16 protein-coding genes are annotated in these 25,019 nt (G+C 56.9%); 4 read left to right on the top strand and 12 right to left on the bottom strand.

The features are described 5' to 3' along the window. Nucleotides 1-61 precede the first annotated feature (61 nt). From BFV63_RS14445 to yegD, 11 genes are all read right to left on the bottom strand, one after another. The gene (locus BFV63_RS14445; RefSeq protein WP_049126625.1) at nt 62-667 is read right to left on the bottom strand and encodes a hypothetical protein; all 606 of its coding nucleotides are present in this window, start codon (nt 665-667) and stop codon (nt 62-64) included. 7 nt (nt 668-674) lie between these two features. Continuing rightward, nucleotides 675-1,640, bottom strand: coding sequence for an Ssp4 family T6SS effector (locus tag BFV63_RS23190; RefSeq protein WP_032609677.1), 966 nt, complete (start codon nt 1,638-1,640; stop codon nt 675-677). Nucleotides 1,641-2,050: 410 nt separating this feature from the next. Beyond that, nucleotides 2,051-3,412 (bottom strand): prephenate-dependent tRNA uridine(34) hydroxylase TrhP, encoded by a 1,362-nt coding sequence (trhP, locus tag BFV63_RS14435; RefSeq protein ID WP_022651495.1) that lies wholly within the window; start codon nt 3,410-3,412, stop codon nt 2,051-2,053. Nucleotides 3,413-3,563: 151 nt separating this feature from the next. Next, complete coding sequence (locus tag BFV63_RS14430) at nt 3,564-4,502, bottom strand: hypothetical protein (RefSeq protein WP_045350251.1); 939 nt, start codon at nt 4,500-4,502, stop codon at nt 3,564-3,566. Between the two features lie 149 nt (nt 4,503-4,651). Next, a complete protein-coding gene (baeR, locus tag BFV63_RS14425; protein WP_015572364.1) occupies nt 4,652-5,374 on the bottom strand; it encodes an envelope stress response regulator BaeR in 723 nt (240 codons plus the stop codon). After that, nucleotides 5,371-6,774: an envelope stress sensor histidine kinase BaeS gene (gene baeS / locus BFV63_RS14420; protein ID WP_006811258.1), complete on the bottom strand. Its 1,404-nt coding sequence runs from the start codon at nt 6,772-6,774 to the stop codon at nt 5,371-5,373. The genes baeR and baeS overlap by 4 nt, the downstream gene beginning before the upstream one ends. Beyond that, nucleotides 6,771-8,186, bottom strand: a complete 1,416-nt coding sequence (gene mdtD, locus BFV63_RS14415) for an MFS transporter (RefSeq protein ID WP_003862087.1) — start codon at nt 8,184-8,186, stop codon at nt 6,771-6,773. The genes baeS and mdtD overlap by 4 nt, the downstream gene beginning before the upstream one ends. Next, nucleotides 8,187-11,264, bottom strand: coding sequence for a multidrug efflux RND transporter permease subunit MdtC (gene mdtC, locus BFV63_RS14410; RefSeq protein ID WP_048240480.1), 3,078 nt, complete (start codon nt 11,262-11,264; stop codon nt 8,187-8,189). Further along, entirely contained in the window at nt 11,265-14,387 is a 3,123-nt protein-coding gene (locus tag BFV63_RS14405) for an MdtB/MuxB family multidrug efflux RND transporter permease subunit (RefSeq protein ID WP_048240481.1), read from the bottom strand. After that, nucleotides 14,387-15,589, bottom strand: a complete 1,203-nt coding sequence (locus tag BFV63_RS14400) for an MdtA/MuxA family multidrug efflux RND transporter periplasmic adaptor subunit (RefSeq protein ID WP_022651490.1) — start codon at nt 15,587-15,589, stop codon at nt 14,387-14,389. Before BFV63_RS14400 ends, BFV63_RS14405 begins: the two co-directional genes overlap by 1 nt. A gap of 216 nt (nt 15,590-15,805) precedes the next feature. Next, nucleotides 15,806-17,158 (bottom strand): molecular chaperone, encoded by a 1,353-nt coding sequence (gene yegD / locus BFV63_RS14395; protein ID WP_048240482.1) that lies wholly within the window; start codon nt 17,156-17,158, stop codon nt 15,806-15,808. 130 nt (nt 17,159-17,288) lie between these two features. On the opposite strand from yegD, the gene alkA reads away from it, so the two are divergent. Continuing rightward, the gene (alkA, locus tag BFV63_RS14390; RefSeq protein WP_047055230.1) at nt 17,289-18,161 is read left to right on the top strand and encodes a DNA-3-methyladenine glycosylase 2; all 873 of its coding nucleotides are present in this window, start codon (nt 17,289-17,291) and stop codon (nt 18,159-18,161) included. On the opposite strand, the gene BFV63_RS14385 is transcribed toward alkA, so the two are convergent. Further along, nucleotides 18,126-21,455: a diguanylate cyclase gene (locus BFV63_RS14385; protein ID WP_048240483.1), complete on the bottom strand. Its 3,330-nt coding sequence runs from the start codon at nt 21,453-21,455 to the stop codon at nt 18,126-18,128. The two genes, alkA and BFV63_RS14385, sit on opposite strands and share 36 nt — an antisense overlap. A gap of 342 nt (nt 21,456-21,797) precedes the next feature. On the opposite strand from BFV63_RS14385, the gene udk reads away from it, so the two are divergent. From udk to asmA, 3 genes are all read left to right on the top strand, one after another. Beyond that, entirely contained in the window at nt 21,798-22,439 is a 642-nt protein-coding gene (udk, locus tag BFV63_RS14380) for a uridine kinase (RefSeq protein WP_000130320.1), read from the top strand. A gap of 91 nt (nt 22,440-22,530) precedes the next feature. Then, nucleotides 22,531-23,112, top strand: a complete 582-nt coding sequence (gene dcd, locus BFV63_RS14375) for a dCTP deaminase (RefSeq protein WP_013097886.1) — start codon at nt 22,531-22,533, stop codon at nt 23,110-23,112. Between the two features lie 23 nt (nt 23,113-23,135). Further along, on the top strand, nt 23,136-24,986 hold the full coding sequence (asmA, locus tag BFV63_RS14370) for an outer membrane assembly protein AsmA (RefSeq protein ID WP_045346752.1): 1,851 nt from the start codon (nt 23,136-23,138) through the stop codon (nt 24,984-24,986). Nucleotides 24,987-25,019: the final 33 nt, after the last annotated feature.

Raw genomic sequence — 25,019 nt, 5'->3', positions numbered from 1 at the left:
CGACTAAAGAACCCCGTAGCGCTTACAGTGCATACTACTGCCGCTCAATTGACTATTGTGGTCAACGTTTGAGGTGTGACATTGGCCTTGCCTCGATTTTGAGCTGCTTACGCCAGACCCGATTATGTAGCGTTAGCGCAATGGAGCGGTAAAAAATCGATGAATTCATCCACATAATGTTCAGAAAGAAAAATCCCAGCCCCAGCAAAGAGGTTATTTGCGGTGTGTAGTTCTCAACAGGGCCGAATAAAAGCGAAATCCCCGTCCAGATGAAATAAATGATGCTCATTATGCCTGTCAGCGTAATGACGAAAATATGCAGTTTATATCCAGGTAAAGAACCTCGTGTAGTCAGAAACATCGTGCTCATCACTACCAGACAATACACAATCGCTGCAATGAATACTCCCATCATAACCTTAAATTCGGGTAAGCCGAGCCAGCGAAACAGCAACAACCAGAGGGACACTTGCAGCATGGCGTAGCAAAAAATAGCCAGTAACGTGCTCACTGCCAAAGGAATTCCTGTCATATGGACGCCCACAGGAACGCCGAACCGATCTTTTAACTGTTCTTTTAATGTTTCAAGCTGGTTGAGATCATCGGTCGCCATTTTACTTTTAACCAAAGCACTTAATGCAAGGCTATCTTTAATGTATTTCATCATGGACGGGTCAATAACTTCCTGTAAATGAAAAAGACTGAATTAAACCAAAAATGTATTTACCCGTTTGTGCAACATTCTGTGGATTTCTGATATTTCCTGAGATGGCACTTCCAACGAAGGCAGAAGAATTTGAAATGGTATTCAGCAACTCACGCTGTAAGAGCAACTGCAACGCTTCTGACGGATAACGTTTGGGATACACGCCTGCCTTCATTGCTGCTTTTACACCTGAATTCGAGATGCCGGGATTGCGGATACGAATAATCTCCTCTGTTAATCGCGTACGGTCGGCCCGGCTCATTTTTTGTAATAAGGAGAGCAAACTCTCAGACGATGAACGGTTAAGAAGGCGATATGTTAATGCAGCGCTTTTTAAACCCGCAGCAGCCCCGGCAAGAGAAATCGCATCCAGGGCTGTGTTGGTTGCTGTATACCACTCCTGGGAATCCATCCACGCAACGTAATCATCATGATTCATAGCAATCAACGATAGTCGGCCAAGCCCATTTGCACATTGAATTCCAGTTGCTACACCACCGGCTAAAATCACAGCGGCTATAGCACCGGAAGACCCTGCAGTGAGAGGTATAGCCATACCGGCCCCTGCCGCAAGTACAACAGTAAGAATTGCGGCTCCGCAGGAAATTGCCGTTGAACCAATTTCAGTTGCCAGGGAAGGGGAATTAATCGTCGCCGTTGTTGCCTGAACAGGGTTAACTAATGCGGCATTTACTTTGGTTATGACTACATGACTAACCGAGCTTTCGTTTGGTGTCGCAATCCTTCTTGATGGCCGTACTAGCCACTGACGTGTACCGTCTGAGTAGATAATCCCGGCCTGGCTAAAATTTCTGCTACAGTCCAGTTGACCTGCAAGTGCTGTGAAATTTATATCGCCGCCAGAGGCAAGACCAAGACTGCGTGCGAGTTCGTAATCTGGAAGATCCTTTGAAAATTGTCCTGTGAATGTCACTTCATCTCTCCGTCCGTGTGAAACGTTGATTGTTAATAAATCAAGAGTAAAGGTCCTGTTAACACTTAAAATTAGGAATGTTCCGAATAGTGTTCATCCCTCTCAAATCCATTAAAAAATGTGATTAGGATCCTTTGTTCGTTCGATTTGCTTAGATGATACGCCTAATGCTGACACAAACCTTTCCCGGGTCAATGCAACGCCATATTTATCAGGGGGAAAAATTTCAGGAGTTAACAAAAAAAATAAGCCCGCGTAAGGGAGATTACGCAGGCTAAGGAGGTGGTTCCTGGTACAGCTAGCATTTATGGGTTATGTTTTTCAGCGGGGGGATAATACCCGTATTGAACGAAGCGGTATGTGATCCGATTCTAAGAATTATCCCAGCGTGAAAAAATCCCGTTGATTGACTATTTGCCGTGTGGATTTCGGGTATTTTCACCTTCAAAATTACGCATCAGCAGCGCAAACTCCAGCTCCACCTCTTCAGGAACCGGCAGCCAGACCACATGGCCGTCGCCAGGTGCGACCTCAATCGCCTCACCTTTTTTGTTTTCCAGGTGCTCCAGTCGGAAGTTCATGTTGCCCTGCGGCGTCATCAGCTCCAGGCTGTCGCCTTTAGTGAATTTGTTTTTTACGGCGACGGCGGCCAGCGGGCCTTTACGCTCGCCGGTGAAGTCGCCTACAAACTGCTGGCGTTCGGAAATCGAATAGCCATGCTCGTAGTTCTGGTAGTCGTCGTGAGTGTGACGACGCAGGAAACCTTCGGTATAGCCGCGATGCGCCAGACCTTCCAGCGTTTCCAGCAGGCTGGTGTCGAACGGTTTACCGGCAGCGGCATCGTCGATGGCTTTGCGATATACCTGTGCGGTACGGGCGCAGTAGTAGTAAGACTTGGTGCGGCCTTCAATTTTCAGGGAGTGTACGCCCATCTTGGTTAAACGCTCGACGTGCGCGATGGCGCGCAGATCTTTAGAGTTCATGATGTAGGTGCCGTGCTCGTCTTCGAAGGCGGTCATGTACTCACCCGGACGTTTGGCTTCTTCGATCATAAACACGCTGTCGGTAGGCGCGCCAATTCCCAGCGTTGGCTCAACGTTGGTGACCGGAATCGGCTCGTGTTTATGCACGATGTTACCGATGTCATCCTCTTTCCCTTCCTGAACGTTATATTCCCAGCGGCAGGCGTTGGTGCAGGTACCCTGGTTCGGGTCACGCTTGTTGATGTAGCCAGAGAGCAGGCAGCGGCCGGAGTAGGCCATGCACAGCGCGCCGTGAACGAAGATTTCGATCTCCATATCCGGCACTTGGGTGCGGATCTCTTCGATCTCTTCGAGGGACAGCTCGCGGGACAGAATGACGCGGGTCAGCCCCATCTGTTTCCAGAATTTCACCGTTGCCCAGTTGACGGCGTTAGCCTGCACTGAGAGGTGAATGTCCATCTCCGGGAAATTCTCCCGAACCAGCATGATTAAACCCGGGTCCGACATGATCAGCGCGTCCGGCCCCATCTCCACGACCGGCTTCAGGTCGCGAATGAACGTTTTCAGCTTGGCGTTGTGCGGCGCGATGTTCACCACCACGTAGAATTTTTTGCCCAGGGCATGCGCTTCGTTGATGCCGAGCTGAAGATTCTCGTGGTTGAATTCGTTGTTACGCACGCGCAGCGAGTAGCGCGGCTGGCCCGCGTAAACGGCGTCGGCACCATAGGCGAAAGCGTAACGCATATTTTGCAGCGTTCCCGCCGGGGAAAGAAGTTCCGGTTTAAACATGTTTGTTCTCGTTCTGATGACAGGTCAGATCCGCATGCACCTGGTGCAGCGGTAAGGGGAGATCCCCCACTTTAAGGGCGGGCATTGTAGCGCTGCGGGGCGGGGAGGTAAAGCGCCTCACCCCTTTCAGATGACATAATACTTCGTATCTTTAAACCATTAGCGATATGACATACAAACACAAATATATTAAAGCCAGTAGAATAATACCGGCGATAAGAATGAAACCAATGGCATTCATCGTAGCCGTTCCAGAATACTTGACTGTCCAGATGGCAACCGTTCGGATGTTATGCAGTATTTTTGTGATCATATAGCTGATGAAAACAATAAGCAGCGTCAATTGCGTAAACATGGAAAGGTAAAACATGATCGCCTGCGGAATGAAGTAGTTAGATATTGCCCCTTTTGAGGTAAAGATAATCATGGTTTCGTTATCGATGAAATCCAGTGAAGAACGTATCACTTCCAGCGGGTTCCATGTCATTACAGGTCTGTCTTCAAAATACAGGCCTTGCTGGATATAGAGGTCCTCAATCGAAGCATTTTTAAGATGGGTGATGATAAGTGTAAATGAGAGCATAACACCCAGAACAATTGAAGAAAAATAAACGATCGATTTTACAGACGAAAACCCTTTCGATAGACCTGCGTTAATGTAAGCTCTGATAAGATAAATTGACATCACATCAAGCAGTAAAGAGTACCAAAAGCCAAAATGAATAAAGTCATGTAAAGCAACTTCAATGGTCAATGGCAGATGTTGAGGAATGATGTGCTCAGGATTTCTAAAAGTCAGCACCCAGAGATACCAAACTACAAATAAGATACTGGAATATAAAACCAATAAAAACGGGATGGTAATTAATTGCCTTTTTGAGAATGCATGATTACCGAATGCCAGGAAAAAAGCGCTTACCCATTGCTCGGAAAACTTGGTTATTCTGTTTTTTTTAGGTATGAGGAGTTCTATTTTTTGTATTGCTTTTGTTTTCATTTTTTTATTATAAGCAAATAACCCCAGAAAAAGGCTGGCAACGCTTATAGCTGTGGTGATGATAATGAATAAATTACCAATAAAATTTTGCATTTCTTGAAGCCGTAATATAGTGATTTATTTCGTTTTTAACATCAAACATTACAGTTTGCAATTGTCAAATCAGGTAGGCGTGTTGTTAGAAAGTGAATGTTATGAAGAACGATGATTACCTGGGCAGGTAATCATCGTTAAAGCAAATATTAAGCAATCCTGCACGCATCCGCTTCCCAGCGATACCCCACGCCGTACACCGCGCGAATAAACGACTGGTCGGCGTCCAGCGCCTCCAGCTTGCGGCGCAGGTTTTTGATGTGGCTGTCGATGGTGCGGTCGGTCACCACGCGGTAATCGTCATACAGATGGTTAAGCAGCTGCTCGCGGGAAAACACTTTGCCCGGCTCGTGGGAGAGCGTTTTCAACAGGCGAAACTCTGCGGGGGTGAGATCCAAAAGTTTGCTGCGCCAGCTCGCCTGGAAACGGCTTTCGTCGACGATCAGCGGGCTTTGCGCATCCAGCACCTGCAATTCACGCTGCGGCTTACAGCGGCGGAGGATGGTTTTCACGCGAGCGACCACCTCCCGCGGGCTGTAAGGCTTGCAGATGTAATCGTCGGCGCCGATTTCGAGCCCCAGCAGACGATCGATCTCTTCGATTTTGGCCGTCACCATCACGATGGGCACATCGGAGAAACGACGAATTTCGCGGCACAGGGTTAGGCCGTCGGTACCCGGCAGCATCAGATCCAGCAGGATCAGATCCGGCGGCGTCTGGCGCACGTAGGGCAGCACCTGGTCGCCGTGGCTGATAAGCGTTGGCGCGTAACTCGCAGCGCGCAAATAGTCGATCAGCAGTTGCCCAAGTTTAGGCTCGTCTTCCACGATCAAAATACGCGGTGTGTTGTCGTCAATCGGTAACTCGGTCATGCTTCCCTCGATAAATCCCGTTCCAGAGGTAACTCTACTGTAATGCTAACCCCGCCAAAAGGCGAATGGGCGGCGCGGATGGTGCCGCCATGGGCCTCCACAATGTTAACGCAAATGGCCAGCCCAAGGCCGGAACCGCCGCTGGCGCGGTTGCGTGAACCTTCGGTGCGATAGAAGCGCTCGAACAGTTTTTCCAGCTGCGCATCCTTCACGCCAGGGGCGGAGTCCGCAAAGGTCAGGGCAAAGCGCCCGTTTTCCTGCCTGCCGGAGATATGCAGCGCGCCGCCGCCGTCGGTGTAGCGGAGGCTGTTCTCCAGCAGATTATTGAACAGCTGCATCAGGCGATCTCTGTCGCCGAACACCACCGCACTGTCCGGCAGCGAAAGGTTGATTTTCAGGTCACGGCTGGCGAAGCGCTCGCGGAATGCGCCGGTCACGACTTCAAGGATATTGATCACATCGATCGGTGCTTTCTGGTAAGCCAGGGCGCCTTCGTCGGACATGGAAAGCTGATGCAGATCGTCCACCAGTTTGGTCAGCGTACCGACTTCCGCCTGAAGCGAGGCCACCGACTCGGGGGTGAACTGCCGCACGCCGTCCTGAATCGCCTCCAGCTCGCCGCGCAGCACCGCCAGCGGGGTGCGCAGCTCGTGCGAAATGTCGGCCATAAAATCGCGGCGCATCTGCTGGTTTTTTTCCAGCGTGCTGGCGAGCTGGTTGAAGTCCTGCGCCAGCTTGCCCAGTTCATCCTGGCTGCGGGTGTCCACGCGGGTCGAGAAATCACCCGCCGCCAGCTTGTGCGTGCCTTCCACCAGGCGCTTAACCGGCGCCAGCAGGCCGCGCGCCAGCGGGAAGGTGGCGAGCGCCGCAAGCAGGGTAGAAAGCGCGACAATCAACCAGCTGGTCTGACGCTGCTGGCGGTCAAAGTTGATGTCGGTGTTGCGCGTCAGCCGCTCGACCGGGGAGGCGATAACCCAGCCCACCGTGGCGCCGTTCGAGGTAATGGCGCGCTTTGTGCCGTCCGGCGGTACCGGAGAGCGTGGGCCAACGAGCACGCGCATCTCCTGATCAATTACCCAGAACTGGGTGCGCCAGCCGTGCGGCGGCATGCCCGGTCCCGGACGGTCGTCGTCATTATCGTGCTCCAGCGAGCGCAGAATTTGAAATATAAAGCGATCGTTGTTGCGCAGAAAACGCCAGTTACCGTGCAGGCTATACTGTTCCCCCAGCGCGTCGCTTAAGCCCTGTAAACGCTGTTCGTTACCGTGCTTGATGTAGTCAATAAAGCCGCGCTCAAAGCTGACCCGCACCGCCCAGTGCATAGTAATCAGCAGGACGATACAGGTGGCGAAAATCGCCACAAAAAGCTTACCGGTGATCCCCGGACGCCAGAATTTCATGGTGCACTCCTTTTGCCGCGTCGGATCACGACGTTTTTGGTCGTGTCATTCGGCACTCTGGCAAAGATAAAAGCGGGCAGAGCGATAATTACCGCCATGCTGAGGTAAGTGTATAAAAAGACCTGATGCGCGACGGGGGTGTCGGCGCTGAGATGGTGCTGACCGTACATGCCGAGCAGCAATCCGGCAACCGTGACCCCCACGCTCATGGAGAGCTGCATGATCATCGACAGCAGACTGTTACCACTGCTTGCCAGCTCGTCCGGCAGATCTTTCAGCGTCAGGGTGTTCATCGACGAGAATCGCATGGAGTTGATGATCCCCTGGCAGAACAGCACCAGCGGCAGGATGTAGTACCAGCCCAGCAGCGCCACGGCCATAAACAGCAGGCAGACCAACGCCAGCCCGATCGTGGCGGCCACCAGCACGCGGCGATAGCCAAAGCGGTTCACCACCTGCACCACAATACGCTTCATCCCCATGCTGCCAAGTACCATCGGGATCATCATCAGCCCGGCATGGAACGGCGAGAAGCCCATCCCAATCTGTAAAAATACCGGCGTCATAAACGGCAACATGCCGCTGCCGATGCGTCCGGCAAAGCTGCCGAACAGACCAAGACGGTAGGTGGGATTCTTGAACAGATTTAGGCTGAACAGCGCGTTAGCGTTACCTCTGGCATGCCACAGATACCAGAGAATGGCGGTGACACCCAGCGCTACCAGCAGGGCGAGCGACAGGGAGGAGATCCCCAGCCCTTTTTGCCCGTCGAGCGCGAGGGTAAGCGTCGCCATGCCAGCTGCCAGCAGGATGAAGCCAAAGAAATCAAAGCGCCGGGTCTGCATTTTATAGTTCGGCATCAGCGTCAGGGTGGCAATCGCGCCGATAATACCGACCGGCAGGTTGATCAGGAAGATCCAGTGCCAGGAGGCATACTCCACCAGAATCCCGCCCAGCGCCGGGCCAAGCAGCGGGCCGACCTGACCGGGCAGGGTGACGAAGGTCATCGCCGCCATATACTGCGCGCGCGGAACAATTTTCATCACCGTTAACCGCCCGACGGGTACCATCATCGCGCCGCCGACGCCCTGTAGCACGCGCGCCATCACCAGCTGGTCGAGGGTATTGGCCTGGGCGCAAAACAGCGACCCGGTGGTAAACAGCACAATGGCGGTGAAGAAGATGTTTCGCACGCCGACTTTATCCGCCAGCCAGCCGCTGGCAGGCAGCATCACGGCGACCGTCAGCACGTAGGCGACAATCACCATATGCATGTGCAGCGGGCTCTCCCCCAGGCTTTTCGCCATCGAGGGGAGGGCGGTGTTCACGATAGTCGTGTCCAGCGACTGCATAAAGAAGCCGAACGCGACGATCCACAATTGCCAGCGAACGTTACTGGGTAGGTCGGTCATTTACTCGGTCACCGTGGTTCTCTTTTTACGCGAAAAACGCAGCCGCAGGCGGTCAAAGAACAGATAGACTACCGGCGTCGTGTAGAGCGTCAGCAGCTGGCTCATCACCAGGCCGCCAACGATCGTGATCCCCAGCGGCTGGCGTAGTTCAGAGCCGTCACCGCCGGATATGACCAGCGGCAGCGCGCCGAACAGCGCGGCCAGCGTGGTCATCATGATCGGGCGAAAACGCAGCAGACAGGCCTGGAATATCGCCTCGTCCGGCGTCAGGTTGCCGTTGCGCTGGGCGTCCAGGGCAAAGTCGACCATCATTATCGCGTTTTTCTTCACGATGCCAATCAATAGCATGATCCCGATAAGCGCGATAAGACTGAATGGGGCACCGAACAGCTCCAGCGCCAGCAGCGCCCCCACGCCCGCAGAGGGAAGCGTGGAGAGAATGGTCAACGGGTGCACGTAGCTTTCGTACAGCACGCCCAGCACGATATAAACCGTGGCAATGGCCGCCAGAATCAAAATAACCTGCGAGTTCATGGTGTCCTGGAACACCTGCGCCGTACCGGCAAAGCTGCCGCGCACCGAGGAGGGCACCCCGAGCTGGGTCATGGCGCGATTAATGGCATCGCTGGCCTCAGACAGCGACGAGCCGGTTGGCAGGTTAAACGAGACGGTCGAGGCGGCGGAAAGCCCCTGGTGGTTCACCGACAGCGGGGCGTTCGACGGCTGCCAGCTGGCGAAGTACGACAGCGGAATCGCCTTACCGTCATCATTGATCACAAACATCTTGTCCAGCGCGCTGATGTCCTGGGTGTAGCGCGGATCCACCTCCATCACCACCTTGTACTGGTTCATCGGCTGATAGATGGTAGAGACTTCACGCTGCCCGAAGGCGTTGTTCAGCAGGCTGTTGGCCGCCTCCACGTTAATGCCCAGGCGGGCCATGGTTTCACGATCGTAGGTGAGCGCCATCTCCGCACCGTTGTTTTGGCTGTCAGAGTTCACGTCCGCCAGCTGCGGCAGCGCGGCCAGCGCTTTACGGATCTTCGGCTCCCACTCGCGCAGGGCGGCTAAGTCATCCGAGAGCAGGGTGTACTGATAGCTGGCGTTAGCCTGTCGTCCGCCGACGCGGATATCCTGAACGGCCATCAAAAACAGATTTGCCCCCGGCTCTTTGGCAAGCTTCAGCCGCAGGCGGTCAATGATCTGCTGCGCCGTTTCGTGACGTTCACCGCGCGGCTTAAGGGTAATAAACATCATCCCGCTGTTAACGCGCGAGCCGCCGGTAAAGCCGGTGACGTTATCCACGGCCGGATCTTCCCGGATGATTTTCATAAAGTCTTGCAGTTTGCCGCGCATCGCCTGGAACGAAATGCTCTGGTCCGCCTGAATGCCCCCCATCAGCACCCCGGTATCCTGCTCCGGGAAGAAGGTTTTCGGGATGGTGATATACATCCAGACGTTGAGGACGATGGTGCCGATCAGCACCAGCCCGACAATACGCGTGTGGTTCAGCACCCATTTCAGCGATTTGCCGTAGCCGGACTGCATCGCCATCAGGACGCGGCCAAAGCCTTTCCTGCGCGGCTGCGAGTGCGGTTGGCTGCGCTTTAGCATCCAGCCGCACATCATCGGCGTCAGCGTCAGCGAAATCACCAGTGAGATACCAATGGCGACGGAAAGCGTGACGGCAAATTCGCGCAGCAGTCGCCCCGGCAGGCCGCCCATCAGCAGCAGTGGCAGGAATACCGCTACCAGCGACAGGCTCATGGACAGGACCGTGAAGCCCACTTCGCGCGTCCCCTGAAGCGCCGCCTGGAGCGGCTTCATGCCCGCTTCCAGATGGCGCGAGATATTCTCCAGCACCACGATGGCGTCATCCACCACAAACCCGGTGGCAATCGTCAGCGCCATCAGCGACAGGTTGTTAAGGCTAAAGCCGCACAGGTACATGGCGGCAAAGGTGCCTATCAGCGATACTGGCACCGCCACCGCCGGGATCAGCGTCGCGCGCCCCGAGCGCAGGAACAGGAACACCACCAGGATCACCAGCGCGACGGAGATGATCAGCGTTTGCTCTACCTCCTCAAGCGAGGCGCGGATGGTGGGGGAGCGGTCCTGCGCAATCTGGAGATCGATGGCCGCCGGAATCGTTTCCTGAAGCTCCGGCAGGCGCGTGCGGATGCTGTTCACCGTCTGAATGATGTTGGCTTCCGGCAGCTTGCGGATCATCAGCAAAATCGCCGGTTTGGCGTTGGTCATCCCGGCGTTACGCACGTCCTGCACCGAATCGGTGACGCTGGCGACGTCGCTCAGGCGCACCGCCGCGCCGTTGTTGTAGTGAATAATCAACGGCTGATACTCGGCGGCGGTTTTCAGCTCGTCGTTAGTCTGGATCTGCCAGCGGTGGCTGCTGTCCTCAATCGCGCCCTGCGGCTTACGCACGTTGGCGTTGCTGATGGCGGAACGCACGTCGTCCAGCGACACGCCCTGGTTAAACAGCGCCTGCGGATTCAGCCCCACGCGCACGGCGGGCAGGGAGCTGCCGCCGACGTCCACGTCGCCCACGCCGTCAATCTGGGCGATGGTTTGCGCCAGCTGGGTGGAGGCAAAATCGTACAGCTCGCCCTGGGAGTAGGTCTCTGACGTGAGCGTCAGGATCATGATCGGCGCGTCGGAGGGGTTGGCCTTGCGATAGGTTGGACGGCTCGGCATGCCGCTCGGCAGCAGGCTTTGGGCGGCGTTAATCGCGGCCTGCACGTCACGCGCCGCGCCGTTGATGTCCCGGTCGAAATTGAATTCCAGAATGATGCGCGTGCTGCCCAGCGAACTGCTGGAGGTCATCTCGTTAACCCCGGCAATTCGACCAAGCGAGCGCTCAAGCGGCGTCGCCACCGATGAGGCCATGGTTTCCGGCGAGGCACCCGGCAGCGAGGCGCTGACCATGATCACCGGGAAATCGACCTGCGGCAGCGGGGCCACCGGCAGCAGCCGGAAGCCCAGCACGCCGCACAGGGTGATAGCGACGGAGAGTAAAATCGTCGCCACCGGACGGTAAATGAAGAGGGCGAAAAACTTCACTTACGCCTCCTCTTCACGTTTCGGGAAGCGGCTTTTCGTCCACAGGGCCAGACGGTCAAACAGCAGGTAGATAACCGGCGTGGTAAACAGCGTCAGCACCTGGCTTACGAGCAGGCCGCCGACCATCCCGATGCCCAGCGGACGGCGCAGTTCGGCCCCCACGCCGGTGCTCAGCATCAGCGGCAGCGCGCCCAGCAGGGCGGCGAGGGTGGTCATCAGGATCGGGCGAAAACGCAGCAGACAGGCCTGGTAAATGGCCTCGCGCGGCGCCATACCCTGCTCGCGCTCGGCGGCCAGCGCAAAGTCGATCATCATGATGGCGTTTTTCTTCACGATGCCGATAAGCAGAATGATGCCGATGATCGCAATCACGTCCAGTTCGCTCCCCGCCAGCATCAGCGCCAGCAGTGCCCCCACGCCCGCCGTCGGCAGGGTGGAGAGAATGGTGATCGGGTGGATAAAGCTTTCATACAGCACGCCAAGCACGATATACATCGCCACCACCGCCGCGACAATCAGCCAGACGGTGCTGCCCAGCGCGGCCTGGAACGCCAGAGTACTGCCCTGGAACTGGGTCTGAATATCTGACGGGAAGCTGAGTTCGTTCTCCGCACCCAGAATGGCCTCCACCGCTTCGCCCAGGGAATAACCGTCCGGCACGTTGAACGAAATGGTGGTGGATGGGAACTGATCGAGATGGTTAATCGACAGCGGGGTGTGACGCTCTTCCACGCTGGCAATGGCGCTGAGCGGCACAATTCCGCCGTCTTTGCTGGTCAGGCGTATCGAGTCCAGCGCGGCAAGCCCGGGCGTGTTCTCGGTGTTATGTTCCAGCACCACGCGATACTGGTTCGCCTGGGTGTAAATGGTGGAGATAAGGCGCTGGCCAAAGGCGTTATACAGCGCGTTATCCACGTCGGACATGGTAATGCCCAGACGGCTGGCGGTGTCGCGGTTGACGTTCACGTACGCCGCCAGCCCTTTATCCTGCCAGTCGCTGCTGACGTCAGAAATCTGCGGCAGTGCTTTCAGCTTGTCCACCAGCTGCGGCACCCAGGTGCTGAGTGCATCAAGCGAGGTGGCCTGGAGCGTAAACTGGTACTGCGTGCGGCTCACCTGCGTATCAATGGTTAAATCCTGGATCGGTTGCAGATACAGCTCAATGCCCGGTACGCGCGCCACAGCGCTTTGCAGACGCTCAATAACCGCGTTGACGCGATCGTCACGGTCATCGAGCGGTTTAAGGTTAATTTGCAGGCGCGCGCTGTTAAGCGACGGGTTGGTGCCGTCCACGCCCACGTAGGCAGTCAGGCTTTCCACCGCCGGATCTTTCATGATGATCTCAGACACCTGCTGCTGGCGCTGCGCCATGTTGGCGAAGGAGACCGTCTGTGGCGCCTGAAGCGTGCCCTGAATAATGCCGTTGTCCTGAATCGGGAAGAAGCCTTTCGGAATGAAAACCCACAGCATGACGCTGAGCGCCAGCGTGCCGAGGGCCACGCCGAGCGTCGCCCAGGGATGGTTCAGGACTTTCGCCAGCACGCGGCCGTAGGCGGCAATAATGCGCTCGAACATCCGCTCGGAGGCGAGGGAGAAGCGGTTTTGCTTGCGCAAAGATTCGTGGCTCAGCATGCGGGCGCACATCATCGGCGTCAGCGTCAGCGACACCACGGCAGAGATCAGAATGGCGACCGCCAGCGTCACGGCAAACTCGCGGAACAGCCGCCCGACGATATCGCCCATAAACAGCAGCGGGATCAGCACCGCAATCAGCGAGAAGGTGAGCGAAATAATGGTAAAGCCGATCTCCCCCGCGCCCTTCAGCGCGGCGGCTAACGGCTTTTCACCTTTCTCGATATAGCGCGAGATGTTTTCGATTACCACGATGGCGTCGTCCACCACAAACCCGGTGGCGATGGTGAGCGCCATCAGCGTCAGGTTGTTAATCGAGAAGTCGAGAAATACCATTACCGCGAACGTCCCGACCAGCGAGAGCGGCACGGCAACGGCGGGAATGATGGTTGCCGGAACGTTGCGCAGGAACAGGTAGATGATCATCACCACCAGCGCAATCGCCAGCATCAGCTCGAACTGGGTGTCAGTCACTGACGCGCGAATATTCGTGGTGCGGTCAGAGAGCACTTTCACGCTGACCGATTTTGGCAGGCTTTCCACCAGCTGCGGCAGCATGGTGCGAATGCTGTCGGCGGTATCAATAATGTTCGCGCCCGGCTGGCGCTGAACGTTCATGACAATCGCCTGCTGCTTATTGGCCCACGCCCCGAGCCAGCTGTTTTCCGCGCCTTGTTCAACGGTTGCCACGTCGCCGAGGCGGATCGGTGCGCCGTTCTGGTAGGCAATAATCAGCTGACGGTATTCATCGGCGGACTGCATCTGGTCGTTGGCGGAGAGCGTGACCGCGCGGGTCGGGCCGTCCAGCGAGCCCTTCGCTGAGTTAACGTTGGCGCTGCTGATGGCGGTGCGAATGGTTTCGCTGGTTAACCCCAGCGCGGCAATGGCCTGGGCATTGAGCTTAACGCGCACCGCGGGGCGTTGTCCCCCTGCGAGCGTCACCAGCCCGACGCCTGTCACCTGCGAAATCTTCTGCGCCACGCGGGTTTCGACCATGTCTTCCACCTGTGTCATCGGCATGGCGGAGGAGGTGACGGCAAGCGTCATGATCGGCGGGTCTGCCGGGTTCACCTTGCTGTAAACCGGCGGGTTCGGCAGGTCAGACGGCAGCAGGTTGGTGGCGGCGTTAATGGCGGCCTGCACCTCCTGTTCCGCGACGTCCAGCGACAGCGCGAGCTGGAACTGAAGCGTGACGACCGAGGCACCGCCCGAGCTCTGGGAGGACATCTGCTTCAGGCCAGACATCTGGCCAAACTGACGCTCCAGCGGGGCGGTGATGGCGGACGTCACCACATCCGGACTGGCGCCCGGATAGAGGGTGACAACCTGAATAGTCGGGTAGTCCACTTCCGGCAGCGCCGACACGGGCAGAAAACGGTAGCCAATGATCCCGGCCAGCAGGATCGCCACCATCAACAGGGTCGTCGCAACTGGACGTAAGATAAACAGGCGTGATGGCCCACCTGTAGAGCTCGGCGGCATCACCTGCATCAGGCTTTTGCTCCTGTATTCTGCGCTTCCACCACCTCGACCTGCGCCCCTTCGGTCAGCCGGTCAATACCGTCGGTTACGACGCGGTCGCCTGCGGACAGCCCGGCGCTGATCACCACCGTCTGACTGTCCTGGATCCCGGTTTTCACCAGGTGTTTGCTGACCTTGTTTTCGCTGTTCAGCACCCAGACAAAGTTGCCTTCACTGCCCATTTGCAGGGCCGCCGTCGGGATCACCACGGCGTTTTCTTCGGTCGCGACCAGCATTCGCGCATTGACGAACTGATTCGGGAACAGGGCATCGTCCTGATTGTTGAAGCGTGCTTTTAACTTGATGGTGCCGGTGGTGGTGTCGATCTGGTTATCCAGGCTCAACAGCGAACCTTCGCTCAGCTTCTGCTTGTTGGTGCGATCCCAGGCTTCAACTACCAGCGATTTTCCGGCCTTCTGCGCCTGTATCACCGTCGCAATGTCGCTTTCCGGCAGGGTAAAGACGAGATCGATAGGGTGCGTCTGGGTGATCACCACGATGCCCGTGGTATCGCCGCTGGAGATTTGGTTCCCGATATCAACCTGTTTCAGGCCCACGCGGCCGTCAATCGGCGCGGTGATCCGGCTCCAGTCGAGCTGGAGCTGGGCGCTGGCGACCGCGGCTTCGTCGGCCTTGATGGTGCCCTGAGATTCACTGACCAGAGATTGCTGGGTATCCAGCTCCTGGCGCGACACGAGGTTGGTTTTTACCAACTGCTGATAGCGGGCTAAATCGCGGCGGGCATTGGCGAGGGTGGCTTTGTCTTTCGCGAGTTGCCCCTGCGCCTGCGCCAGGGCCACCTTAAACTGGCTTGGATCGATTTCCGCCAGCAGATCGCCCGCTTTCACCTGTTGACCTTCCTGGAAGTGGATGGCCATCAGCTGACCGTCTACGCGGCTACGTACCGTCACGGTGTTGGCGGCAGTGATGGTTCCCAGCCCGGAGAGATAACGAGGCACCGCTTTATTCACCGCCGTTGCCGCCTGCACCGGTGCCAGCGCACCGCCGCGCATACCGTGGCGCCCGCCGCCCGTTGGGCGTTGTGAGGGGCTACTGGCGCCAGCAGGTGCCGTGGAGTTCGCGGACTGGCTGTGCCAGTACCAGGCGGCGGCCAGGACCACCACAATCAGACCAGCGGCGATTGCCCAGCGGGATTTGTTACTGCCTTTCATCGTTATACGTTCTCATCCTGAAACTCTTTCGGGGAATGATACTAGTTTAGTCAGGTAACACAGTGGAAAAATGGAGGAAATATGGAAGACTGTCAGGAATGGTCTGAGTGTGGTGCCGCGGTTTCGCCTTCGCCGGGTGGCGCTGCGCTTACCCGGCCAACGGTTGGAGGATCTTGTTGGCCGGGTAAGGCGAAGCCGCCACCCGGCACAACTCCATTAGCTAAACACCACCTGCGCCCAGCGCGCCAGCCCTGCCGTAACGGAGCCAAAGTCATCGCCGCCGGCAATCGGGATCCCCGGCAGCTGTTCCGCCAGCGCTTTCTTGATCAGCGGCGAACGGGCGCTACCGCCGGTCAGGTAAATCACGTCCGGCTTCACTTTGCCATTCTCAAGCGCCAGCTGCACCTGCTCCAGAATACGCTGAAGCGGCTGAGTCAGCGCCATTTCCAGCCCTTCCTGGGTGATAGCCGTAGCCAGATCGTCACTGATAAACGGCAGCGAAACCGCATGCTCAGGACGATCGGAAAGGGCGATTTTGCTCTCTTCGGCGGTGCGCACCACGCGGTAGCTCAGGCGCTGACGCCACACCTTATACAGCAGCGCGACCTTCTCTGCATCCTGTGCATCACGCACCAGATCGTTGAGGAAACGGCCATTCGCGGTGCTGTAAAAATCACTCTGGGCAGGGACGTCGTTGATGGCAATCGCGTTCCACCACGGCAGGATCGGCAGGGCGATGCCTTTCTCGGTTTGACCGCCCATGCCGAGCAGCGGCATCAGGCTCTTGAATGCCAGGGCAATATCCAGATCGTTACCGCCCACTCGGCAGCCGCTGTGCCCCAGCAGACTGTTTTCACGATCGCGACGGTGATGCCACTTCGGACCCATCAGCAGTAATGAGCAGTCCGTCGTACCGCCGCCGATGTCCACTACCAGCACCCGTTGTTCTTCTGTCAGCGTGGCTTCAAAATCCAGCCCCGCTGCAACCGGCTCATACTGGAATACCACGTCACGGAAGCCAGCCCGGTGCGCTGCACGCTCAAGGATCCCCTGCGCCTGCTGGTTGGCTTCGTCGCCGCCCAGCCCCTGGAAGTTGATCGGACGGCCAATCACCGCCTGGGTGATGGCATCCGGCACCTGGGACTGCGCCTGATTGCGGATGTGCAGCATCATCGCGCAGACCAGATCTTCAAACATCGCCACTTGCTGTGGCTTCAGGCCGCTGGCGCCGAGGAAGGATTTCGGCGATTTAACGAAGTAGACCTCTTCCGGATCTTCAATGTACTGCCCGAGGGAAGAGAGGCCGAACTGCACGCTGGAAGGGGTAACGTCGATATCTTCCTCGCGGTTAAAGCTGACCGCACGGCGCAGCAGCGCCTGGGTTTCCGCTGTGGTAGCAGGAACCTGATGATGGCGGAACAGCCACTCGCTCACCGCTTCACGCGTCGGCGCACAGAGCATTGACGGCAACAGCGTACTGCCGTTTTCCATTTTCAGGAGCTGCGGTTGTCCGTTTTGCATTATCGCAACCGAGCAGTTTGCGGTGCCGTAGTCGAATCCAATAAACACAATAAATCCCCATGCCGGTGAGAAGGGGCGAGACTTTAGCGAAATGTCTGCCAGGCGACAACAGGAATATGAAAGCAAGGCGCAACGCGATCTTTCGGTTTATGCTGAGGTAAATACAAAAGGAGAGACAATGTACACCCTGAACTGGCAACCGCCTTACGACTGGTCGTGGATGTTTGGCTTTCTTGCCGCGCGTGCGGTCACGGGGGTTGAGACCGTTACGAAGGATTACTACGAGCGCAGTTTTGGCTATGCCGGGCACCAGGGCGTTTTCCGGGTTACGCCAGACAGCGCAACCCATACGCTTGCGGTGTCGCTTAGCCCTGGCCTGATCCCGGTGGCGGATATCTGCCTGGACCGCATCGCCCGCCTTTTTGACCTCGATTGCGACCCGCAGCACATTGCACAGACCCTCGGCGATCTCGGCGCGGCGCGGCCGGGGTTACGTTTGCCCGGCGCAATGGATGCTTACGAGCAGGGCGTGCGCGCCATTCTCGGACAACTGGTAAGCGTGGCGATGGCGGCTAAACTGGCGTCACGGGTGGTGGCGCTGTGCGGTGAACCCATCCAGGACGCGCCGGGCTACCTCTGCTTTCCTCCGCCAGAGGTACTGGCCGCGGTGGATCCGCTGGCGTTGAAAGCCCTCGGGATGCCGCTCAAGCGTGCGGAGTCGTTGATTCATCTGGCGCAGTCGGTGGTGGACGGTGAATTCCCGCTGTTCCCGCCCGCGAACGTTGAGGACGGGATGAAGGCGCTACAGCAGCGCCCCGGCATCGGGCGCTGGACCGCGAATTATTTGGCCCTGCGCGGCTGGCAGGCGAAGGATGTTTTCCTGCCGGATGATTATCTGATTAAACAGCGCTTTGCCGGTATGACGCCCGCGCAGATCCGTCGCTACGCCGAGCGCTGGCAGCCGTGGCGCTCGTATGCGCTGTTACATATTTGGTACACCGACGGCTGGTCGCCGTCAGTTGATGGCGAAATAGCTGGTATTCAGCAGTAGATCGAGCGGCTGCGCTTCCCCAATGGTGTCGCCGTAGATAAAGTCAACGCCGATGCCCGACAGCGTATTCATCATGATCGACTGATGGCATGGCCCGGCAATGGTTTTTATGCCCAGACGCTGGGCATGGCCCTGAATGATGGTCACCATCATCTCGTCCATCAGATTGCCGTGGACGTTGGTCACCACGTCTGCATCCAGCAGCAGATAATCAGCGGTGTTGGCGCTGAGCTGGCTGAAGACGTTCATATCGCGTCCAACCCGCGTCAGCACCACGCGACAGCCAGCCTGACGAAGCTTTTGCAGACCCTGCTGCACGTTTTCATCCGTATTGCTCAGCACATCAGCGGCAATCGCCAGATGCAGCAGCCGCGCCGGCAGCGGACCTTTGGAAATGAGGTCGAGCAGCTCATCCACCAGCGTGACGCTGGCTAAACCCGCTTCTGAGAGCGGCAGCGCGACGCCCATTCCTTTGGCCGCCACCTGTGCGGCATAGGTACGGAAGAATTCGCTGAAGATACGTCGGTCCAGGGCGTGCAGCAGCTCCGGCTCCGCCAGCCCGGCGCGGAAGGCATGCTCTTCCAGCACTTCCCCCTGGCTGGTCCACAGCCGCAAGGAAATCAGCCAGAAGCTACTGCTCTCGGGAATGCGCGGCGAGGCGACGCTGCGGGCGATCATCAGCAGATGGTTATCTTTAATCATGTGCCACTGCTCATCCAGCGACATCATGCTGCGCGTGCTGTGGATCCGCTCCTGCTGGGGTTCGTAGACGGTGACCACGCCGCGCCCGCTGTTTTTCGAGGCGTAGCAGGCGATATCGGCCTGAGACATCACTTCCGCAGCCTGATAATTGGTGTCGTCAATCAGCGTAATCCCCGCACTGGCACCAATGCGGTGCAGGCGTCCTTCCCAGGAAAAATGATAGTTGTTGATGGCGTCGATCAACCGGCCCGCAATGTAGCGTGCGCTTTCGACGTTGCAGTCCGGCAGCAGCAGGCCAAACTCGTCGCCGCCCAGACGCGCCAGCACGTCGCTGGAGCGCAGCATAGTCAGCATCAGCGAAGAGAGTTCGCGCAGGAGCGCGTCGCCCGCCGCGTGACCTGCGGTATCGTTCACCGCCTTAAAACGGTCAAGATCGATAAAGACCAGCGCGTGATGCTGATGGGTCTCCTGTACTGTCTGCAACAGACGCTTCAGATGGTTTTCAAAGCTGACGCGGTTCGCCAGGTGGGTCAGGGCGTCATGTGAGGCGCTGTAACTCAGCTGGCGCAGCATTTTGCGCGACTCGGTCACGTCCTGAATCACCAGCACCGAGCCGATGGTGTTACCTTCCAGAGTGCTGAGGGGGGTAATGCTGTAATGAATGTCGAAACTGCCGCCATTGCGGCAGTTAAGCACCACGTCCTGTTCGATATCGGTACGGGACATATCGCCGCTGTGGATGTTTTCCATTAACGGACCGTTCTCGCCGAAGGTAATGTGCAGCACCTTCAGAACGGGCTGACCCAGCGCTTCGCTTTGCGACCAGCCGCTCATCTTCTCGGCGACCGGGTTCATAAAGGTGATGTTCATGTCGATATCGGTGCACAGCACCGCTTCGCCGATGGAGTCGAGGGTGATATGCAGGCGCTCTTTTTCCTGGAACAGCGCCTCGTTCAGCTGCTTCACCTCGGTCATATCCATGTTGATCCCTAACAGCCGCTCCACTTCGCCCTGTTTGTTCAGTACCCGGTTCGCCAGCGAACGAATGTGGCGGATGCCATCCTTGACGCGAATGCGAAATTCCAGCTTGAAAGGCACCCTGGCCTGAAGGGATTCTCGCAGCACCTGTTCGGCGTGGGTGCGATCTTCAGGCACCATGGCCGCATGCCAGAGCTGCCAGGTGGGTTTAATGTGCGGGGGGATCTCGTACAGCTCAAACATCCGCTTATCCCAGCTGATCACGTCCGGCTCGAGATCCCACTCCCATATCCCTATGCCACCGGCTTCGTTCGCGAGGGTGATACGCTCCATCAGACGCTTATTGACCCACTCGGTCTGTTTCAGGTCGTTGATATCTTCAATCTGGGCAATAAAGTAGAGCGGGGTGCCGTCGGCATGGCGCACAACGGAGACGGCCAGCAGCGCCCACACCACCTCTCCGCTGCGAGTGTAGTAGCGTTTTTCGAGGCTGTAGCTATTGATCTCCCCGTTAATCAGCTGTCCCAACTGCTCCAGGTCGGTATTTAAATCTTCTGGCCAGGTTAACTGCTGAAACGTGAGCGACTGGAGTTCAGACTGGCTGTAACCGAGGAAATTGCACAGCGCCTTGTTGGCCTGGAGCCACTGGCCCTCAATGCCCACCAGCGCCATACCAATCGCGGAATATTCCATCGCATTACGAAAACGTTCTTCGCTTTCCGTAATATGTTTACGCTCGGCCCGGAAGGCATACATCACCATCGTCATAATATTGGCGGGGAGCAGCATCATCAGGAAGGGGAGCCACGGCGCGTTGAAGGTGACGATCATGGAGGAGGGCGTCATGGAGAGCGGATTTCGCGCCATCATCAGGGACACCATCATGATGGTGAATAAAAATATCAGGAACGCTTCCATACGCGGCAGACGTACCGCGCTCCACATCAGCAGAACGATGATGCAGGTGAATGGCCACGGCAGCCAGGTGATTGCCGTCCAGCAAAGAACCAGCGTAACGACCAGGGTCACCAGCGTTTCCAGCAGCAGTTTCGGATTGCGGTGGCGCAGCAGGTAATGCGGTTTAAACAGCAGACCTAAAGGCACCAGCGCCAGCGCGCCAATGGCCTCTGAAAGTACCCAGACAAGGAAATTACGCAGCGGCTCCGCGCTCGGCACCAGAAAATGAACCAGAACGCCCCCCACCAGCGGCGGCACAAGGGCACTGCCGAGGGCAAGCCGGACCCAGTCGTTGAGGTTTTGCAGCGGATTATACCAGGGGAGCAGTTTACGCAGTAACAGCGCGCCAACCGTGGCCTCAATGATATTAATCGCCGTGTAGGTGATGTTGAGCGATGCCCATGAAAAGAGCATCCACGAGGCAAAGATATTGCCAAAAGAGCAGGCGAGGGCAATGCCGGGCCACATTTTTCCCGCGTGGCGGTAAAACGCTACCATCATTATTGAAGTCGGGAACCACAATGGCGCCAGCAGCGTACCGAAGCGAGTCAGTTCGAGGGAAAATAAGGTGAAGATGAACGTGACCAGACCCAGACAGACAAGCCGCAGTAAAGGATGTGGGGTAGTAACCAAAACCCGCTGGTATTGTTTATTCATTACCGCTCTATCCAGGGACGCCATGTTGTCAGGAGCCAGGTCCGGACGCGTGAAATTAATAATTTGGTTTATGCTAGTACAAACATTTTACAATTCATATGCCGAGTGCTCAGATTTTGACTTCATAGACTTATAAAATAGTTACTCTGCGAAGAATGGTGATGAAATGGTGAAAATCCGCGCGTAAAAATTTCGCTAAAGGCGTGAAACGGCGCTTTTCAGCCCGCCTCGCATAACCTGCGCATTCGACTGGTATCACGCCCCCGAAATCCCTATAATTGCCGCGTTTGACGCTCCGGCGTCGTCCTTCCTTACATCCAGGTTAATCAGGTCGCTAAATTTATGACTGATAAGTCTCATCAGTGCGTCATCATAGGCATCGCCGGCGCATCGGCTTCAGGTAAAAGTCTTATTGCCAGTACGCTTTATCGCGAACTGCGTGAACAAGTGGGTGATGAGCATATCGGTGTTATTCCCGAAGATAGCTATTACAAAGATCAATCCCATCTTTCGATGGAAGAGCGCGTAAAAACCAACTACGACCACCCCAGTGCGATGGATCACAGCCTGCTGTTCCAGCATCTGGAAGCGCTAAAGCGCGGCGAGGCAATTGAGCTGCCCGTCTACAGCTACGTGGAACATACCCGCACCCAGGAAACGATCCGTATCGAGCCCAAGAAGGTGATTATCCTTGAAGGGATTTTGCTGCTCACCGACGCCCGTCTGCGCGAATCAATGAACTTCTCGATTTTCGTCGACACCCCTCTGGATATCTGCCTGATGCGGCGTATCAAACGCGACGTTAACGAACGCGGCCGCTCCATGGACTCGGTGATGGCGCAATATCAGAAAACCGTTCGCCCGATGTTCCTGCAATTTATTGAGCCTTCGAAACAATACGCCGATATTATCGTGCCTCGTGGCGGTAAAAACCGTATTGCCATTGATATCTTAAAAGCGAAAATCAGTCAGTTTTTTGAATAAGCCGTGTGAATTGTGTACCGTTCAGAGATAACCTGGTTTTGCCCTGACGCCGTAAGGCTTCAGGGCGCGATGCACGAAAGGAGAAAGTGCCATGCGTCTTTGTGACCGCGATATAGAAGCCTGGCTGGATGAAGGCCGCCTGTCTATCACCCCGCGTCCGCCGGTTGAGCGTATTAACGGCGTGACCGTCGATGTGCGTCTGGGGAATAAATTCCGCACCTTCAGCGGCCACACGGCACCGTTTATCGACCTCAGCGGGCCGAAAGACGAAGTCAGCGCGGCGCTGGATCGCGTCATGAGCGACGAAATCGTCATCGACGAAGGAGAGGCGTTTTATCTCCATCCTGGCGAACTGGCGCTGGCGGTGACCTTTGAATCGGTCACGCTGCCAGCGGATCTGGTCGGCTGGCTTGACGGACGCTCTTCCCTGGCGCGTCTGGGCCTGATGGTGCACGTCACCGCGCACCGTATCGATCCGGGCTGGTCGGGCCGTATCGTGCTGGAGTTCTTTAACGCCGGTAAACTGCCGCTGGCGCTTCGTCCGGGAATGATGATTGGTGCGTTGAGCTTCGAACCGCTGACCGGCCCGGCAGACCGTCCTTATAACCGCCGTCAGGACGCAAAATATCGCGACCAGCAGGGTGCGGTTGCCAGTCGTATCGATAAAGACTGATCTGTGAGTTCACTGAGGAAGCCATGAGAAGAGTTCTGACAACGCTGATGATTTTGCTGGTGGTGCTGGTGGCTGGCCTTTCAGCGTTGGTGCTGCTGGTTAACCCGAATGACTTCCGGGCCTACATGGTGCGGCAGGTGGAAGCGCGCAGCGGGTATGAACTCAAGCTGGACGGGCCCCTGCGCTGGCACGTCTGGCCGCAGCTCAGCATTCTCTCCGGACGTATGTCGCTCACCGCGCCGGGCGCCGCGCAGCCGCTGGTGACGGCGGATAACATGCGTCTTGATGTTGCGCTCATCCCGCTCTTATCCCATCAGCTCCAGGTTGAACAGGTGATGCTGAAAGGGGCGGTGATTCAGCTTACGCCGCAAACCGAAGCCGTTCGTCAGGCGGATGCGCCGGTCGCACCGCGTGAAAACACCTTGCCTGACGTCCCCTCTGATACCGGCTGGTCGTTCGATATTGGTAATCTGAAAGTTGCTGACAGCGTGCTGGTTTTCCAGCATGAGGATGACGAACAGATCACCGTACGCAATATCAATCTCAGGATGGAGCAGGACGCCAATCATCACGCCACCATGGAGTTCTCCGGGCGGATCAACCGCAATCAGCGCGATCTCAACCTGTCGATGAACGCAAACGTGAACGCTTCTGACTATCCGCACCAGCTGACGGCGGACGTTCAGCAGCTCAACTGGCAGCTGACCGGCGCGGATTTACCCGCGAAGGGGATTGCCGGCCAGGGCACGATGCAGGCGGTGTGGCATGAAGAGCGCAAACAGCTCGAACTGAACGCGCTCAACCTCCAGGCCAACGACAGTTCCCTGAAGGGGCAGGCGAGCGTCACGCTTGATGAGAAACCTAAGTGGGTGCTGGATCTGCAATTCGACAAGCTGAATCTCGAGAACTTGCTTCCGCTCCAACCGGTGAACGCGACCGATGAGGGAGCCACGCAGGTAGGGCAAAGCCAGGCCACGCAGTCGCGTCCGGTGATCTCCTCAAATCTCGATCTGCCTGACTACAACGGCCTGCGCGGATTTACCGCCGACATTCTGCTGAAAGCGAACAGCGTGCGCTGGCGTGGAATTGATTTTACCGACGTCAGCAGCCAGATGTTCAACCACAACGGCCTGCTGGTCATCTCCGAGCTCAGCGGAAAAATGGGAGCAGGGAACCTCTCGCTGCCGGGCACGCTGGATGTACGCAAAGACGTTGCCAGCGCCGCGTTCCAGCCGCGTCTGGAAAACGTTGAAATTGGCACCATCCTGAAAGCCTTTAATTACCCAATTGCCCTCACGGGGCAGCTGTCGCTGGCAGGGGATTTCTCTGGCACGAAGATTGATGCGGATGCCTTCCGTCGTAGCTGGCAGGGGCAGGCGCACGTTGAGCTGAAAGATACGCGCATGGAAGGGCTGAACTTCCAGCAGCTGGTGCAGCAGGCGGTAGAGCGCAGCAGCAGCGTGAAAGCGAATGAAAACTACGACAGCGCAACCCGTCTCGACAGCTTTACCAGTGAGCTTGCCCTCGACAACGGTCAGCTCTCGCTGGACGACATGCAGGGCACTTCGTCACTGCTGGCGCTGACCGGAACCGGCGCGCTGGATCTGGTGAAAGAGACGGCAGACACCCGCTTCAACGTCCGCGTGAAGGCTGGCTGGGAAGGCGAAGGCCAGCTTGTAGAGTTCCTGAAAGAGACGCCGATACCGCTGCGCGTTTATGGAAAATGGCAGGCGCTGAATTACAGTTTGCAGGTCGATCAGATTCTGCGTAAGCACCTTCAGGATGAAGCGAAACGTCGGCTGAATGACTGGGCGGACCGCAATAAAGAGTCTCAGTCAGGTAAGGACGTGAAAAAACTGCTCGATAAGCTGTGATGCCTGTTGTGCCGGGTGGCATGTACGGCCTGA

It is taken from the genome of Enterobacter hormaechei subsp. xiangfangensis, assembly GCF_001729785.1.
Taxonomy (GTDB): domain Bacteria; phylum Pseudomonadota; class Gammaproteobacteria; order Enterobacterales; family Enterobacteriaceae; genus Enterobacter; species Enterobacter hormaechei_C.
Note: the sequence above shows the minus strand (reverse complement) of the source record. Positions and strands in the feature narration are given on the sequence as shown.

Excerpts from the sequence above, each read along its gene's own strand:
- baeR (WP_015572364.1), bottom strand. The coding sequence starts at position 5,374 with ATGACCGAGTTACCGATTGACGACAACACACCGCGTATTTTGATCGTG.
- udk (WP_000130320.1), top strand. The coding sequence starts at position 21,798 with ATGACTGATAAGTCTCATCAGTGCGTCATCATAGGCATCGCCGGCGCA.
- BFV63_RS14385 (WP_048240483.1), bottom strand. The coding sequence starts at position 21,455 with ATGAATAAACAATACCAGCGGGTTTTGGTTACTACCCCACATCCTTTA.
- asmA (WP_045346752.1), top strand. The coding sequence starts at position 23,136 with ATGAGAAGAGTTCTGACAACGCTGATGATTTTGCTGGTGGTGCTGGTG.
- BFV63_RS14405 (WP_048240481.1), bottom strand. The coding sequence starts at position 14,387 with ATGCAGGTGATGCCGCCGAGCTCTACAGGTGGGCCATCACGCCTGTTT.
- mdtD (WP_003862087.1), bottom strand. The coding sequence starts at position 8,186 with ATGACCGACCTACCCAGTAACGTTCGCTGGCAATTGTGGATCGTCGCG.
- BFV63_RS14445 (WP_049126625.1), bottom strand. The coding sequence starts at position 667 with ATGATGAAATACATTAAAGATAGCCTTGCATTAAGTGCTTTGGTTAAA.
- dcd (WP_013097886.1), top strand. The coding sequence starts at position 22,531 with ATGCGTCTTTGTGACCGCGATATAGAAGCCTGGCTGGATGAAGGCCGC.
- alkA (WP_047055230.1), top strand. The coding sequence starts at position 17,289 with ATGTACACCCTGAACTGGCAACCGCCTTACGACTGGTCGTGGATGTTT.
- BFV63_RS14430 (WP_045350251.1), bottom strand. The coding sequence starts at position 4,502 with ATGCAAAATTTTATTGGTAATTTATTCATTATCATCACCACAGCTATA.
- trhP (WP_022651495.1), bottom strand. The coding sequence starts at position 3,412 with ATGTTTAAACCGGAACTTCTTTCCCCGGCGGGAACGCTGCAAAATATG.
- BFV63_RS14400 (WP_022651490.1), bottom strand. The coding sequence starts at position 15,589 with ATGAAAGGCAGTAACAAATCCCGCTGGGCAATCGCCGCTGGTCTGATT.
- baeS (WP_006811258.1), bottom strand. The coding sequence starts at position 6,774 with ATGAAATTCTGGCGTCCGGGGATCACCGGTAAGCTTTTTGTGGCGATT.